The organism is Paenibacillus sp. RUD330 (assembly GCF_002243345.2).
In the GTDB taxonomy this organism is placed as follows: domain Bacteria; phylum Bacillota; class Bacilli; order Paenibacillales; family Paenibacillaceae; genus Paenibacillus_O.
The window spans coordinates 4,075,885-4,088,243 of sequence record NZ_CP022655.2; the positions used below are offsets into that span (position 1 = coordinate 4,075,885).

Sequence of the window (12,359 nt, forward strand, 5' to 3'; positions counted from 1 at the left end):
ATTGCAAGCGAATATTTGTTCTAATTTAAAAGAAATCCCCATTAACGACTAGGGCTGACGGGTCTTGGAAGTCGCGTTATGAATCTAGCATACCCGTCTTGGTTTTTGATCAGGTTCAGGCTGTGGAACCTCGGCAGCTTGAGAAGGTCCTCTTCCTGGTACGGAAGAAGCTCGCTTCGTAGCTCCGCATGGTTTTGCTTGTCGCAGCCGCTTATCAGCATATAGCTCGCGTTGGCGGATCGTAGCTCCTCTCGGATGTGCTTGATCTGGTTGAGGTAGTGCGCCGAGATGATCGGCTTGAGCCCGAACTTGGCGTACTGCGATAGCTTCGACCGCATGAACTGCTCGGTGTGCAGGACCTGATAGAGCTCGTCGACGATTAGGTTGACCTTGACCATCTTGGACCGGTCACCCCCGAGTCGCTTACTCCGCATCTGCAGCGCAAGCCATATCTTGGTGCTCCAATAGGTCGTGTAGACGTCCCGCTCCGAGTCCGTGCCGAACATGTCGGACGGCATGCGGATGCAGATCAACTGGTTCCGCTGCATCTCCGCGACCAGGTCGACATTGCCGGCGGTGCCCTTATCGAGCATCCGTTCCATGTAGGCGTTTTGCTCGAGCTGGTTGAGCCTGTCGATGATGCCGACGACATATGTCTCCTTGGTGCCGACGACGGCGCCGCCCTTGTCGCGGTCGTCCAACTCGCCGAGCGATCGGATGTATTTGCGGAGGTTGTCACGCTGGGCAGCTGGCACAGCCTTGATAAGGCGCTCCCGCGTCTCGTGATCCTGCAGGCAGTCAAATACGTCCCGGACGCTGCCGCCGCTGATAAAGGCGACCAGGGCCGCGCTGACCAGATATCGCTGCATCTTGGCCGACAGTTTGGTTTCCTCGGCGTTGATGGAGTTGACCAGCGTCAGCAGCTGCGTCGTCTGCTTCTTGGCGCCGTCGTAAGCCTCGAACGGGTCCGCGCTTTTGCCCACCTCATTGTAGCCGATGCCCTGCAGCCGGCGCGGGTCGGCGCAGTCGATGACGAGCGTCTTGTCAGGCGGGATCGCTGCGGCAACCTCCCTCGACAGCTCGCACTGGCCCACGAAATCGAAGATGATGACGCACTCCCCGGCCGCGATGGCGTCTCGGCTCAGGTTGCCGATCAGCGTCGACTTGCCGGCCCGCGTCGGCCCGATCAGCACCGTGGTAAGGTTTTGATACTCCCGATCTGTCGACAGGAAGGCTTGCTGCTCGTGACCTCTGTAGGTATTGGTGCCGATGCACATAACGCCTTGTTTGAGATCGTCCGGAACCTCCGTCTCCTGCGTTTCGACTCTCTCTATAAAATTGTACCGCTCCAGCACGTCGCGGCCGGCCAGAGCGATAAAGGACTGCGCCTCCTCGTCTCCGATCTTGTTACGCCCGGCGCGGATGTCCCTGGCCGTCATATCGAGGACTCGGCGAAATGGCCGAGTCGTCAGCCGATTATCCTCACTCACTGTGTCAAAGGACTGCGCCAGGCTCCGAGCCGCGTTGCGCTGCCGCATGCCGTCCGTGCTTTCGGCCATGACCACAATCTGTGTGTCGAGGACGGTTGCCGTGGCCTTTTTGGCCGTACTCTCGCTGACCCGGCGCGCCCCGTTGAGCCGATCGAGCAGGGCGTCCATATAGTCGCCGCCCCCGGACGCTCCGAACGTCTTGCGACCGCTGCCGAGCGCCTCGCCGATCTCCTTGAAGATGACATTGCCGGCAGCCAAGAGGTATTTGAACGCATAAGCCGTGCCCATCTTGTTTCGCTCGACCGGCATCCGGCGGTTGACCTTGTCGATCGTGGCGCGGTAAAGGTGCCGCCAGCTGATTTGGCTGCCGGGCAGGAAATTATAGAAAACCCCGAGCCGGTCGCCTTCCTCCAGAAGTTCCACGGCGTTGAGGTTGCTGTTCAGCAAGTCATTGCTCCTTCGGTCGACAGCAAGGCTCAGGGCATCCTCCTTCTCGTAGACGAGTTCGTAGCGTGTCGCATCCGCACCGAACACCGGAAGCTCCGGTACCTCCTCGATCGTCACCTGCCCCCACACGTCCGACATCTTCTCGCGCAGATAGGAGAGGTGAGTCCGAGGCACGATGAAGAAGAACTCCACCTTTCGCTGCTCCATGTAGATGTAATAGGAGACCTTGGCCGGCAGCGTCCAGCTGTACCGGGTGCCGACGACGAACTCCCGACCGAGCGCCTTGATGACGCGCTGCTCCTCTGCTTTGATGTTGGCCAGAGCGCCCTTGTAAAGCGCGGCGATGGCGCGGGCGATCCTGTGCGTACCTTGGTTGCGTACGGCGTTGTTGGGCTTGATGCGCAGAAAGGCGTACTCCGGCCGGACTACCTGCAACAGCTGTGTAAATGGAATGCCTTTCATCGACTCAACCCTCCTCCGAGTAGTCGGATAAGAGAGTAAGCCCCGAAGACCAGCCCCGACCAGCGGTAGCCATCTCGCATGCCGAGCGCTCCAAGGATGATGAGCACGCTGCAGCCGATCAGGCCGATGCCGTAGCTGAGATCCACAAGTACCCCGCCAGCCTCAGCAAGCCAATGGAGGATATGGTCCCGAGCGCCGTGCGCAACATGCTCCGCCGCATGATCCACGACCTTGTCGGCCATCCAGCCCGCCGGCCCCTTAATGCCGAGGATCGAGGGTCCGGCGATCTCACCGCTGTAACGCTGCAGGTCCGGGATCAGGCCAGTCGGATCAGCAAAGCCGCCGTCTTTAATCAACCCAAAGTGGAGATGCGGACCGCTGCTGTGCCCCGTATTGCCGCTCATGCCAAGGAGCTCGCCGGGGAATACCCGCTCGCCGGCATGCACCGCGACGCTGTCCATGTGGCCGTATACGTGCAGCTCGCCTGTATCTGTCCGGACAATGACGCCGCGGCCGATATTGTCGGCTCCATGATCGACGATCCGCTCCACCGTACCGGACGTGATGCTGTGCAACTCCGTCCCCTGCGGCATCGCAAGATCGACACCATGATGCTCCCGGCCGCCGCGGATCTCCTCGAGAACGCCGTATTCCGAACTGACGCGAAATTTCATATGAGGCATGCGTATCACATCCCTTCGAAAAGCTGCTCGACTTGCCCGAATGCCCACGGTAGCCCGAGCAGAATGGCGTAGACCATGAGATAAGCGAGTCCGGATTTGCGAGCCTGAACAAAATCGCCTTGAACTGTCGCCTGGATCGTGTCGAAGGCTCCTTTAATGATGATGACCCACTTTCCAATACTGATGAGTTTGTGATAGAGCTTTTGAGCGCCAACATCCAGACCGATCCCGGAGGCGTCACTGGCCGCGAAGACTTGATCCAATCCGCCGGCGCCGAGAAGCACCATGATGGTAATAGCGCCGACCCGGTAGATCAGCTTGTGACGCTCGACGTGCTCGACAACGATCGTTACGCCAGCCTGCAGCCGCTCCATAAGCATGCGCCTTGTCGGCTCCGGCAGAGAAACCGCAGCAGCCGGGCGCAGGTCGATCCGGTAGCCGGTCGGCCGCATGGTTAAAGTCGCCATAAAATATCCTCCTCGCAAATCGTGATGTACTGGCATCTTTTCTGATCCTGCCGCATATGCTGAGGGTAAACCGCCCGCAGCGCCCTAGCCGGACTCTGCCCAGGCGGTTTTTCTATTTCCGGACGCTCCGCAGCAGCCACACGACCGCCCGCCCCGGGCTGATAATGATCGCCCAAAAGTCCTCGATGACCTCACTTCGGCGCCGCTCTTCAGCCGCCAGTTCCGCCGGGTCCTTGCCGTTGATGATCGTCTTCATATTTAATCCTCCTCGTTTTCCCAACAAGCTGGGAAAGGTCTTACCATGATGGGAATACCTTGCAGAGCGACGGTAGGATTCAGACAAACCCTGCAGCATCAAAGCTCAAACTCGCCGACGTCGGAGAATTCAACGACGTCGTTGAAACTAAGAGTGGGGACGTCCCCACTTGTGGGGATGAAGCATCCATATCCCGCTGAATCAGCCGCTTGAGATACCCTGATCGATTTTTCTTCGTCTGCACCCATTTGAAAAGAGCGACCTGGTCAGGATCGTCCTGGCTAAAGTAGACAGGTATTTTCTCGATTCGCTTATCTCCCATCTCCATACAACCCCTTTGCGATCAGGTGGAACGCCTCGACGTTCGCATAGAGGCTCATGCCGGGCTTGAGCAGCTGTGCGGACGTGAAATGCATCCTGATGTCGGGTAGCAACGCTTCAGCTCCACCGCCGCATAATACGCAGACGTCTGCGCTTTTCCACTTCAAGCGGATTGCATGTGCAATGATTGCTCGTGCAAAAGCTGCTGGATCCGGATTTCGCAACGTCTCCATGCCGTTCACCAGCGTATCGCTCGCTCGATCGACGAAGCGCCTATCCTGCAGCGTGCCGAGGTTGACTGTGCCGCTCCCGACGTCAATCACCCGCACGATGCCGAGGCTTGGAACAAGGAGGCCTGCTGCTACTCCTTCGGCCGCCACTTCGCATCGGCGGATGACAATGACGCGCCGCTCCCCGTTGATGGTGATCTCGTGCCGGCCCTGCAGCATCTCCTTGATCTGAAGCTTCTGCTCCGGCGTGTGCGTTCGAATCGGCTGCCCAACGACGATCTGATGCTCCGCGCCAAGTGCATATTGGTGGAGTGCGATCAAGACGCGCAGCCGTGCGTCCGGATGGGCCTTCGTGTCGCCCTTGGTGCTCTCCGCCAGCTCGCTCTCGAACATCGCCAGAGTCCCAGCAAAACCGCGCTGCCCGCCGTACTCCCATTCGAAGTCATGCTCACCGTGGGTTTGCTGAAGATTTCGTTCCCGCCAGTCATAACCGATGGGGGAGGGGAACTGTTTGAACTGCCGACCGTCGTACAGCTTAACCGCGCTGCCGCCGGCGTCGATGCCAATGATACTCATGCTGTCATCCCCTTCTGGCGCTACTGGTGGCCCTAGTCGGTTTTGAAACCGAGTTTGTAGGGTCACTAGTAGCGCTACTTGATATGTCACTAGCCTATGGGGATGGCTCGGGCATATTTACTGTTTTCCAAATAGGGACAGGTATAAAATTTTGTAGACTCGGCCATATTGGGAATACGAAATAGATGGAAAGGCCTGAATAACATGACCGGAATAGGGAAAAGGCGGACTGATTATGGAGCTTTCTTGGATAAACACGGAGTCAAACAGGAGAGAATCCGCGAAGAAACAGGGTTGAACCCTGGAACGGTGTCGCGGGCATGCAGCGAGGAAGGATATAAGCCGACAAGAAGTGTGCAAAAGATCCTGGTTGAAGCAGCTCGCCGGCTTACGGGAAAGAGCGCGCAGCCCAAAGATTTCTGGATGTGAAAATTCTGTATCATAGATAGATACATTTCGTATATTCTAGAATTAAACACCATGATGAGGAGAGGATACGAATGTACGTGGTAGGATTGATCGGCGGAATTATAGGAGCCGTCTTCAGTGCATTTGCTCTTATGATTGCAATGATCGGGGTTTCAATGGGACTAGGAAGCGATGCCGGTTCCGCTAGTAGTTCAGTCGTGGTAACGGGAAGCATTGTTGCTTGCTTGGTTAGTGTGCTCGCCATCTTTGGGGCTGTCATTTCAAAACGAAGACCTCGAACCGCTGGGATTTTTCATTTCGTAGCTGCGGTAGTCGGAGTAATTGGGATCAGCATGTTTTACTTCATCCCCGCAATTTTGTTAATTGTATCCGGATTCATGGGTGTTCTTAAAAAGGATTCTGTAACATCGGAAATGTAAAAAATCCCCCACCAGCCGCGAAGGCCAGTGGGGGGTTTGCTTTTATTCAAGGGGGATTCCGGCGCACGTCCTAAGGGCATTTGCCATTTGATTGTACCGACCGGGGTCTCGTCCGCCAGCCTTGGCCTTGTGCCATGCAGGGGAGAGCCAGTTGTAGATGATTTCCTGCGCATTGCTCTTAGGCAGTCCGGATCCGGCCGCCGCGGCGCGAACGTTGGCCGCCAGACGCTCGAAGTGTCCAGCCTCCTCGCTCAGCCCCTGCTGCAGCGCCGCGTGCCGCGCTGGCTGGATATAGGAGATGATGACGTGGTCGCAGACGTCTGCCGGTAGTTTGGCCGCCGCCGGCACCGGCCGGACCTGTATCGTCATCTCGGTCGTCACGTCTCGGATCAGGTCGCCGAGTGTCTTGCCGCCAGTCGCAAGTGCCTGGTCGATGTCCGACTTGCGGGCCGGGTCCAGCTGCTTATGGCTGACGATGTGAGTCGATGGCGTCTTATTCCATTTAGTACAGCACATCGCGAAATACCAGACAAGGCGAGCGTAGGCAGCGGCGAAATTAATCGTACCGCCGTAGCATAGTTCAATCCCCAGGGCGGCATGGTTAGCATCGTAGCCAAACAGCTCGTTGTCCGTGGTTACATTGCGGATGACGTGAAAAGCCTGCTCCGCCGGATCCGGACCGGTGCCGGCGGGGAGGATTTCAAGGATGCGTTTGTCGTCGATGAAGACCTGTGCCGACGCCGATCGGTCCGTCTGCGTATTGAAATAGGAAAAATGGTTTTCGGCGGAAGCTCCGGGGTTCCCGGTATCGTGGGCAACTAAAAAGGCCGGGCTTCCGGTGACTAGCCGGATGCCTGGCCTGACGTTGGGGCGCTTATTGATGTAACGCCGCTCGATCTGATATTTATTACTGTCCATGTTGCACCCCAACCTGCGGGGTGACGATGCCCGCTTTGAGCTCGTACAATGCCTTTTCGATCGCCGCCTGAATCTCCTTGTCCTTGAGCGCATCGACGATTGGAGCCGGCAGGTTATCCTGTAGGTACTGTCGCGCCTCCAGGAACTTGTTTCGTGCTCCAGGGCTGTCAGCCGTTGCCTCGACATAAGCAACGGCCTCGGCGGCCATTTTGTGCAGCACAGCACGCTGCTGCTCGGTCGTGCGGGCATCCAGCCACGCCTCCACGCGCTTACGCGTCATTGCTACCCATGCGACCACAGCGGCGGCCAGAAGGCCGATAATGGACTGGACGACTGCATCGATTGCGGGTTGAATACTCATTTCGAATCATCCTTTCTCCCCATCCTCCGAAGGAACAGGTACAGGTCATATTTCTTGGTCTTGGTCTGATAGGCGAGCAGCAGCAAGCCGACAGCCGTGCCGGATGTAGCAATCAGCCAGCAGAGCAGTTGCGCCAGCTCAACGCCTGGCGTGCGAAAGCCGAAGACTTGGCTGGCGCGGATCCAGATGGCGACGAGCATCTTAATGTCATAGGCGGCCAAAAAAAAGAGCATCGCCAGCATAAATGCGCTGACCACGCCTGTGCGGAACCGCTCATGGAAATATTTTCGATGTGCGGCGATGATGTAGGTTGCCATGGTGATTATGACCGTGTAAACGATCAACAAAGCCACATCAATGATATGGAGGAGCATGGCTCACTCTCCCTTGTCGTGAATAAGATATCGTGCAAATCCATTCTTCGCGATTTCTTCTTGCAGCTCCCTCGAAGCATTCCGGTAACTTTTAATACTTAGGCTGACTCTTTCAGACGCTTCATCGAGATTGCTCGACATTGCCCGGAATGTGGGGAGGAGCTCCAGCAGCTTTTTGAGCATGTCGGTTATCCTCCTTTGCCCTCGTCCTTTTTATATGATTTAACCACATCAAGGAGAGGGCCCATCATGCCGGCACGTTCGTTGTCCAAAATATCCTGCAGACGGTCCCGGTCCTCCTCTGCTTTATCGAGCAAAGAGCGCGGAACCAGGCGGCCGCTTGTCAACATCCACAAGAAGGCAAGGACAACCCCTAGCAAAATAAGCATGAGAATCAACGAGAGGCCATATTTCTCAGCCATCTGCGCAATCCTCTCTGTGGCATCCAGTTGGGTTTCATCCACCCCGGCTCACCTTCTCTCTCTATTGAGGGATAATTTGCCCTTGTTCCTCTTCCGAATCCATGAGATCAATAATGTAGAACAGGTCTGCTTCGCGGTATTCATTCTTCTGCTTATTCGGCGAATATGGAGGATTAGCCGCCATCAGGAGGGCGTAATAATTTCCCGTGATGACATACCTTTTGCCGCCAACATTGACCTCGTTTTCATCGAAAAATCCAACCGTGACGTCGACCGTTTGAGTATCCTTGTTTTCATAGATGATCGTGAATGTCTCGTGATGCACCCTTGTCGGAATGTGCGTTACCGTTTGCTTGTTGTAGACCTTCAGTGATGGCCTGCTCATGCTTGTCCCCTCCTTATGTCAATCCGATCGTGACGCCGCTTTGAACCCAGTACGTGCCGTCGAACTGGAATTCGATGGTGTTGATTTTGTTCGGTCCTGTGTCAGGAGTCCAGTTCCGTTTGTAGAAGGATTGGAAGTATACGTTCCGCCCCCCGACGCTGTCCTGCTTCAAGATGAACTTCATCTTCATTCCTTTGTGTGCGCGGATCGGTTCAACCATCGTCAGGTTATTGGTCAGGCTGATCGTGATCGTCCCGCCGTTGTATGGGTCTGGAGTGACAATGGATGAGTAGTCGATGGTCTGCACACCGCTCTGACCGTTAACAGTGATAGAATTCCCATTTGACGTACTACTTTCGACAATATGGCCGTTTGCATTGTTGCTGGAAATCAGCTTAACTGTGTTGTTCCCGGACGTCCCGGCGAATTCAACGCCGTATCGCTGCGGGGAAACTCCTGTCTCGCGGTTCATTGTGGTTACGTCAATGTTACAGTTAGAGCTGCTGTCCAGTCTGACGCCATTCCCGCCGCCGTTACGTCCGTTTGAATCTGCGATGCATCCGGAAAGTGTCACCTCTTTGGTTCCAAGAATCAAGAAACCGTGCCCGGCGTTGTCCTGGGCTTCGCAGGCCGTTAACGAGATGCGCGGCTGTCTGATCATGAATCCGTAGGTATTCCCCGCCAACGCCAGCCGGCCAGAACCGTACGCCTTGCAGGCCGAGAATCGAGAATTCGGGCTCGCAATTCGGAACCCCGACATACCTGCCGCTCCGGTCGTACATCCCTCGTAGATAGAATCCGTTCCCGCAAGATCGAATCCATACATATCGGCACCAGTGACAAATACCCGTTTCGCATTGAGCTCGCGAACGTTTGCCGTCGTTGCAATACCTGACTTCTTGGGGATGTAGATGATGACGTTCTCGATGGTGTGAAGGGTGTCATAAAACGAGAATTTCCCGTCCGTGTTGTCGTAAAAGATAGCGTTCCCGCCTGCGCCATTTTGGTTGTCCTTGTTGCCGTGAATGAACAAGTCTCGAAGCGTTGTGTGCTCTACCGATGTGTTATCGAAGACAATAAAATCCACATTGCTGTTCGGCGCCTGGATAATTCGACTTCGCTTCCCCACGCCGCGCAATGTGATTTTTGTCTTCAGCCTTACCTGGGTGGCCTGGAACTGAACATCTGGAGGAATGAAGACGGCGCCGCCTCCGTAATTGTCATACAGAAAAGTGATGGCATCGTTGATGGCCTTGGTGTAATCGACGCCCGCGTAAGTCTTGAACCACTTGATATTCATCTCGCGATCCGCAAATTCTGTATCCACTTTGTTGAAGTTGCCGCTAATCTCCGCCCGTTTCGGACTATCGGTCCCAATCCAGTCGTCCATCCCCATCCGTGGCGTTTTAAGTGATGCCATTTCTTCTAAGCACCTCCTCGACTGGAATTAAAAACGTGGTCTCAAGTTGATCCCATGAAGGGATTTGCTCAACCTGATTCCACGTAAGAGAAACTTCTTCGATTTCGTCCCAAGGAAGGAATGTTGGAATGATTTCATAGTCAAGGTGAGCGGGCAACGTGCTGCCCACGACTTCATCCATCTCGACAATGTCTTCCGGTACCCCACGAACGCTCAAAATAGTGGTGGTGACTTTGTAATCTGCCGGAGATTGTGTCACCAGGCTGCCGTGAAACCGATTGACCACAGTCTTGAATACATCCGAAGTGATCGGTTCAGGGGTCTGCCCTTGACCGGCAAACATGTCCCTTCGCAATTGCTCAATCTTGGCCAGCAGCCGGATCATCTCCACCGACTGAATCACCTGAGCCTTAGAAAAAAGGCTCGAACCTCGCAAGAAATCCGGAACATAACCCCTAATGGCTTCTGAAACATCTCGATCAGATACGAACGTTTCAACTTCGGCACTTCCCGCCGACTTTCCCGACATGATGATGTAACGGGAAGTGGTTGGAGAAGAGACGGCTGCGCTCCCTCTCGACTCACCGGTAAACGTCAAGATATTCAAGATATCTGCTGTTGCCGAAGCTGAACCATCAGAAGAAGCTGCCGAGATCATAATCACTACTGGAGAAACGTCATTCAAGGATCCTGACCCTAAGGAAGTACCAGAGACAGTAACAATTAGAACCGTTGCAGCACTTGCACTCGATGCGCATGAAATGCTGCCGCTGACTTCATAGACGGCCATTGATCAGCACCTCAATCCTCTGTAACGATGATGGTCCCAGCGCTGAGTTTCAGTTGGTTGGAAGTGCTGATGGACTGTGTAGGCGTGACTGTCCCGTAATACAGCAGTTTGCCGGCGGTCGCAGCGTCAAAAATACCGAAATGAGTTATCGTGCCCCACGCAGCCGTCGCTACCGGGAATAGGACGTCTGCAAAGTTGCTGACAGACCCGGTTGTAGCTGAAGTGAATGTAACCGCCTGGCGGGCGTAAGATCCCCCAGAAACCTCGGTTCCAGTGGCTGCATCGGTCGGATCGCTCGTAAACAGACCGATGTACAGGGCGGATGGCGGCGTGTATACGGTACCGCGTAATACGTGATTCAACAGTTGATTTTCAAGCCAATCTGTTTTCCCTGCCATGCTTGATCACCTCATATAGTTAGATTAATGGCACCCATTACAGGCACTTGGTCTTGCTGCAGCTGAAGGTTTCCTGTCGTTCCGTTAATCATCAATGTGCCGTATTCATAGTCAGAGACGCTATCAGCCGATAGAATCGCTTCTCCGATCCGATTCATCCGGACAACCGTTTCATCATAAGCCAAGTCCTTGAGGTAAGAGGCGGTGGCGTCTTTTACTTGAGGAATCGCCTCGGCCAACGTTCCGCCATTCGCAAGAATCAGCTTGGCAGACACATCGATTAGCACTTCGGATACCCCGACTACCGTGACGACCGCGTTCACCGTTGCCATCGACTGAATGAGGGCATCCGCTGCAGCAACTGCAGATGCGCCTGGTGTCCGCTTTTCTGCCGAGATCAGAACGACCTTTACCGTCCCCCCTCCAGCCCAAGCGCGAAATACCCTGGCATCGGCAATTCCCGGAACGGTCTTGGCAAGCTGCTTGTATTGAGCGGGATTGCCGCTGACAGCCGGCTGGTCACGCTTTTCGATCGCTCTGGCCAGCAGCGCTTCTTTGCTCTCCACATCTGCGCCACCACGAGTTTCTTCGAGATTGGTCACTGTGACCCCTGGGATAGAGCATTGCGTAATTGATCCGGCCGGCACGTTGCCGGATGTCCCAGCGATTCGAGCTATGACGTTAAGAGACAAGACTCCGGAAATAGGAATCGTGGCTCCCGTCCCTTGAATGTCAAAGACCGTGCCGCTTTGGGTGGAAACGGTGGCGCCAGCTGTGACCGCAGTACCAGAGGGGCCATTGATCCGGACATTACCTTCAGATTTGACCGATGGCTTCCTGGTTACGCCCTGCTCAGCTGCGATCATGTCGACTTCCTCTTCTGATGCGTCCTCTACACTACCTGCCCTGACTCGTTTGATCCGTTCAATCTCCTCGTAGGCCTGGGCCACTTCGAGAGCTACCGGCGCGAGGGCGTCATAGGTGAATGTTCCCTCACCTTTTGCTACGCCGCTCGTCGTATTGCCAAGCATGCGGGCTAAGAGCGTCTCATAATCTATAGCCATCTATCCTCACCTCCCCATAGACCGTTTCTGCAGTAAAGCTTAGGTTAAGAACGTCATCCGACTGTTCGATTTCAAAGTCAGAGAACGCCAAAACGTAAGGGCTGCTCAAGGCTTCCCGGACGAACCTCTCCGCTTCGGACTTATCCGGCGCGCTGCGCTGACCGAGAAGGCTATCGAGCTCGTGCCCATACTCCCAGCTGTAGGCAAGATAGCGGAAACGTTCGGTCCGCATGGTTTTGTACATCCAGATTTCAAGCGCCGGCAGCCCTTCCAGTCGGACAGGGTTTCCGTCGACAAGAACAAAATCATTCGTCGAAAAGTCCCAGGCATATTCCCGCCAGATCGGCAAATCTGCTTGAGCCGTCTGGTCGATGGCCGTTCCGGTTGCTTCCTCCGAAATGCCATCGATAAAAGGGAACGGGCTATCAGCCATCTGCAGGCACCACC

General features: G+C 55.2%; 17 protein-coding genes. 1 reads left to right on the forward strand and 16 read right to left on the reverse strand.

Features of this window, described 5'->3' with window-relative positions; all coding sequences use genetic code 11:
• Positions 1-41: 41 nt before the first annotated feature.
• The 5 genes from CIC07_RS18670 to CIC07_RS18690 form a co-directional block, all read right to left on the reverse strand.
• A complete protein-coding gene (locus CIC07_RS18670) occupies positions 42-2,399 on the reverse strand; it encodes a type IV secretory system conjugative DNA transfer family protein (RefSeq protein WP_094248156.1) in 2,358 nt (785 codons plus the stop codon).
• The gene (locus CIC07_RS18675) at positions 2,396-3,082 is read right to left on the reverse strand and encodes a M23 family metallopeptidase (RefSeq protein ID WP_094248157.1); all 687 of its coding nucleotides are present in this window, start codon (positions 3,080-3,082) and stop codon (positions 2,396-2,398) included. Before CIC07_RS18675 ends, CIC07_RS18670 begins: the two co-directional genes overlap by 4 nt.
• 5 nt (positions 3,083-3,087) lie before the next feature.
• Positions 3,088-3,549, reverse strand: coding sequence for a hypothetical protein (locus CIC07_RS18680; protein ID WP_094248158.1), 462 nt, complete (start codon positions 3,547-3,549; stop codon positions 3,088-3,090).
• 112 nt (positions 3,550-3,661) lie between these two features.
• Positions 3,662-3,805: a hypothetical protein gene (locus CIC07_RS18685; RefSeq protein WP_157741944.1), complete on the reverse strand. Its 144-nt coding sequence runs from the start codon at positions 3,803-3,805 to the stop codon at positions 3,662-3,664.
• Between the two features lie 311 nt (positions 3,806-4,116).
• Positions 4,117-4,932: a ParM/StbA family protein gene (locus CIC07_RS18690; RefSeq protein ID WP_094248160.1), complete on the reverse strand. Its 816-nt coding sequence runs from the start codon at positions 4,930-4,932 to the stop codon at positions 4,117-4,119.
• A 500-nt stretch (positions 4,933-5,432) separates the two neighbouring features.
• Between CIC07_RS18690 and CIC07_RS18695 the strand changes: the two genes are divergently transcribed.
• Positions 5,433-5,780 carry a hypothetical protein gene (locus CIC07_RS18695; RefSeq protein ID WP_094248161.1) on the forward strand — a complete coding sequence of 116 codons (348 nt, stop codon included), beginning with the start codon at positions 5,433-5,435 and terminating at the stop codon, positions 5,778-5,780.
• 42 nt (positions 5,781-5,822) lie between these two features.
• Here the strand turns inward: CIC07_RS18695 and CIC07_RS18700 are convergent, their stop codons facing one another.
• The 11 genes from CIC07_RS18700 to CIC07_RS18750 are packed head-to-tail and all read right to left on the reverse strand — an operon-like array spanning position 5,823 to position 12,345.
• The gene (locus tag CIC07_RS18700) at positions 5,823-6,698 is read right to left on the reverse strand and encodes a peptidoglycan recognition protein family protein (RefSeq protein ID WP_094248162.1); all 876 of its coding nucleotides are present in this window, start codon (positions 6,696-6,698) and stop codon (positions 5,823-5,825) included.
• Positions 6,688-7,059, reverse strand: a complete 372-nt coding sequence (locus CIC07_RS18705; protein WP_094248163.1) for a phage holin — start codon at positions 7,057-7,059, stop codon at positions 6,688-6,690. The genes CIC07_RS18700 and CIC07_RS18705 overlap by 11 nt, the downstream gene beginning before the upstream one ends.
• Positions 7,056-7,433: a hypothetical protein gene (locus CIC07_RS18710; RefSeq protein ID WP_094247967.1), complete on the reverse strand. Its 378-nt coding sequence runs from the start codon at positions 7,431-7,433 to the stop codon at positions 7,056-7,058. The genes CIC07_RS18705 and CIC07_RS18710 overlap by 4 nt, the downstream gene beginning before the upstream one ends.
• 3 nt (positions 7,434-7,436) lie before the next feature.
• Positions 7,437-7,616: a hypothetical protein gene (locus tag CIC07_RS18715; protein WP_021877617.1), complete on the reverse strand. Its 180-nt coding sequence runs from the start codon at positions 7,614-7,616 to the stop codon at positions 7,437-7,439.
• A gap of 5 nt (positions 7,617-7,621) precedes the next feature.
• Entirely contained in the window at positions 7,622-7,897 is a 276-nt protein-coding gene (locus CIC07_RS18720; RefSeq protein ID WP_094247966.1) for a hypothetical protein, read from the reverse strand.
• 19 nt (positions 7,898-7,916) lie between these two features.
• Positions 7,917-8,240 carry a hypothetical protein gene (locus tag CIC07_RS18725; RefSeq protein ID WP_094248164.1) on the reverse strand — a complete coding sequence of 108 codons (324 nt, stop codon included), beginning with the start codon at positions 8,238-8,240 and terminating at the stop codon, positions 7,917-7,919.
• 13 nt (positions 8,241-8,253) lie between these two features.
• Positions 8,254-9,660: a right-handed parallel beta-helix repeat-containing protein gene (locus CIC07_RS18730; RefSeq protein ID WP_094248165.1), complete on the reverse strand. Its 1,407-nt coding sequence runs from the start codon at positions 9,658-9,660 to the stop codon at positions 8,254-8,256.
• On the reverse strand, positions 9,647-10,450 hold the full coding sequence (locus tag CIC07_RS18735) for a hypothetical protein (RefSeq protein WP_157741945.1): 804 nt from the start codon (positions 10,448-10,450) through the stop codon (positions 9,647-9,649). The genes CIC07_RS18730 and CIC07_RS18735 overlap by 14 nt, the downstream gene beginning before the upstream one ends.
• An 11-nt stretch (positions 10,451-10,461) precedes the next feature.
• Positions 10,462-10,848 carry a phage tail fiber protein gene (locus tag CIC07_RS18740; RefSeq protein ID WP_094247962.1) on the reverse strand — a complete coding sequence of 129 codons (387 nt, stop codon included), beginning with the start codon at positions 10,846-10,848 and terminating at the stop codon, positions 10,462-10,464.
• Between the two features lie 11 nt (positions 10,849-10,859).
• On the reverse strand, positions 10,860-11,912 hold the full coding sequence (locus CIC07_RS18745; protein ID WP_094248167.1) for a baseplate J/gp47 family protein: 1,053 nt from the start codon (positions 11,910-11,912) through the stop codon (positions 10,860-10,862).
• Entirely contained in the window at positions 11,896-12,345 is a 450-nt protein-coding gene (locus tag CIC07_RS18750) for a DUF2634 domain-containing protein (RefSeq protein ID WP_165895352.1), read from the reverse strand. Before CIC07_RS18750 ends, CIC07_RS18745 begins: the two co-directional genes overlap by 17 nt.
• Between the last annotated feature and the right edge of the window lie 14 nt (positions 12,346-12,359).

Excerpts from the sequence above, each read along its gene's own strand:
- CIC07_RS18670 (WP_094248156.1), bottom strand. The coding sequence starts at position 2,399 with ATGAAAGGCATTCCATTTACACAGCTGTTGCAGGTAGTCCGGCCGGAG.
- CIC07_RS18675 (WP_094248157.1), bottom strand. The coding sequence starts at position 3,082 with ATGCCTCATATGAAATTTCGCGTCAGTTCGGAATACGGCGTTCTCGAG.
- CIC07_RS18680 (WP_094248158.1), bottom strand. The coding sequence starts at position 3,549 with ATGGCGACTTTAACCATGCGGCCGACCGGCTACCGGATCGACCTGCGC.
- CIC07_RS18685 (WP_157741944.1), bottom strand. The coding sequence starts at position 3,805 with ATGAAGACGATCATCAACGGCAAGGACCCGGCGGAACTGGCGGCTGAA.
- CIC07_RS18690 (WP_094248160.1), bottom strand. The coding sequence starts at position 4,932 with ATGAGTATCATTGGCATCGACGCCGGCGGCAGCGCGGTTAAGCTGTAC.
- CIC07_RS18695 (WP_094248161.1), top strand. The coding sequence starts at position 5,433 with ATGTACGTGGTAGGATTGATCGGCGGAATTATAGGAGCCGTCTTCAGT.
- CIC07_RS18700 (WP_094248162.1), bottom strand. The coding sequence starts at position 6,698 with ATGGACAGTAATAAATATCAGATCGAGCGGCGTTACATCAATAAGCGC.
- CIC07_RS18705 (WP_094248163.1), bottom strand. The coding sequence starts at position 7,059 with ATGAGTATTCAACCCGCAATCGATGCAGTCGTCCAGTCCATTATCGGC.
- CIC07_RS18710 (WP_094247967.1), bottom strand. The coding sequence starts at position 7,433 with ATGCTCCTCCATATCATTGATGTGGCTTTGTTGATCGTTTACACGGTC.
- CIC07_RS18715 (WP_021877617.1), bottom strand. The coding sequence starts at position 7,616 with ATGCTCAAAAAGCTGCTGGAGCTCCTCCCCACATTCCGGGCAATGTCG.
- CIC07_RS18725 (WP_094248164.1), bottom strand. The coding sequence starts at position 8,240 with ATGAGCAGGCCATCACTGAAGGTCTACAACAAGCAAACGGTAACGCAC.
- CIC07_RS18730 (WP_094248165.1), bottom strand. The coding sequence starts at position 9,660 with ATGGCATCACTTAAAACGCCACGGATGGGGATGGACGACTGGATTGGG.
- CIC07_RS18735 (WP_157741945.1), bottom strand. The coding sequence starts at position 10,450 with ATGGCCGTCTATGAAGTCAGCGGCAGCATTTCATGCGCATCGAGTGCA.
- CIC07_RS18740 (WP_094247962.1), bottom strand. The coding sequence starts at position 10,848 with ATGGCAGGGAAAACAGATTGGCTTGAAAATCAACTGTTGAATCACGTA.
- CIC07_RS18745 (WP_094248167.1), bottom strand. The coding sequence starts at position 11,912 with ATGGCTATAGATTATGAGACGCTCTTAGCCCGCATGCTTGGCAATACG.
- CIC07_RS18750 (WP_165895352.1), bottom strand. The coding sequence starts at position 12,345 with ATGGCTGATAGCCCGTTCCCTTTTATCGATGGCATTTCGGAGGAAGCA.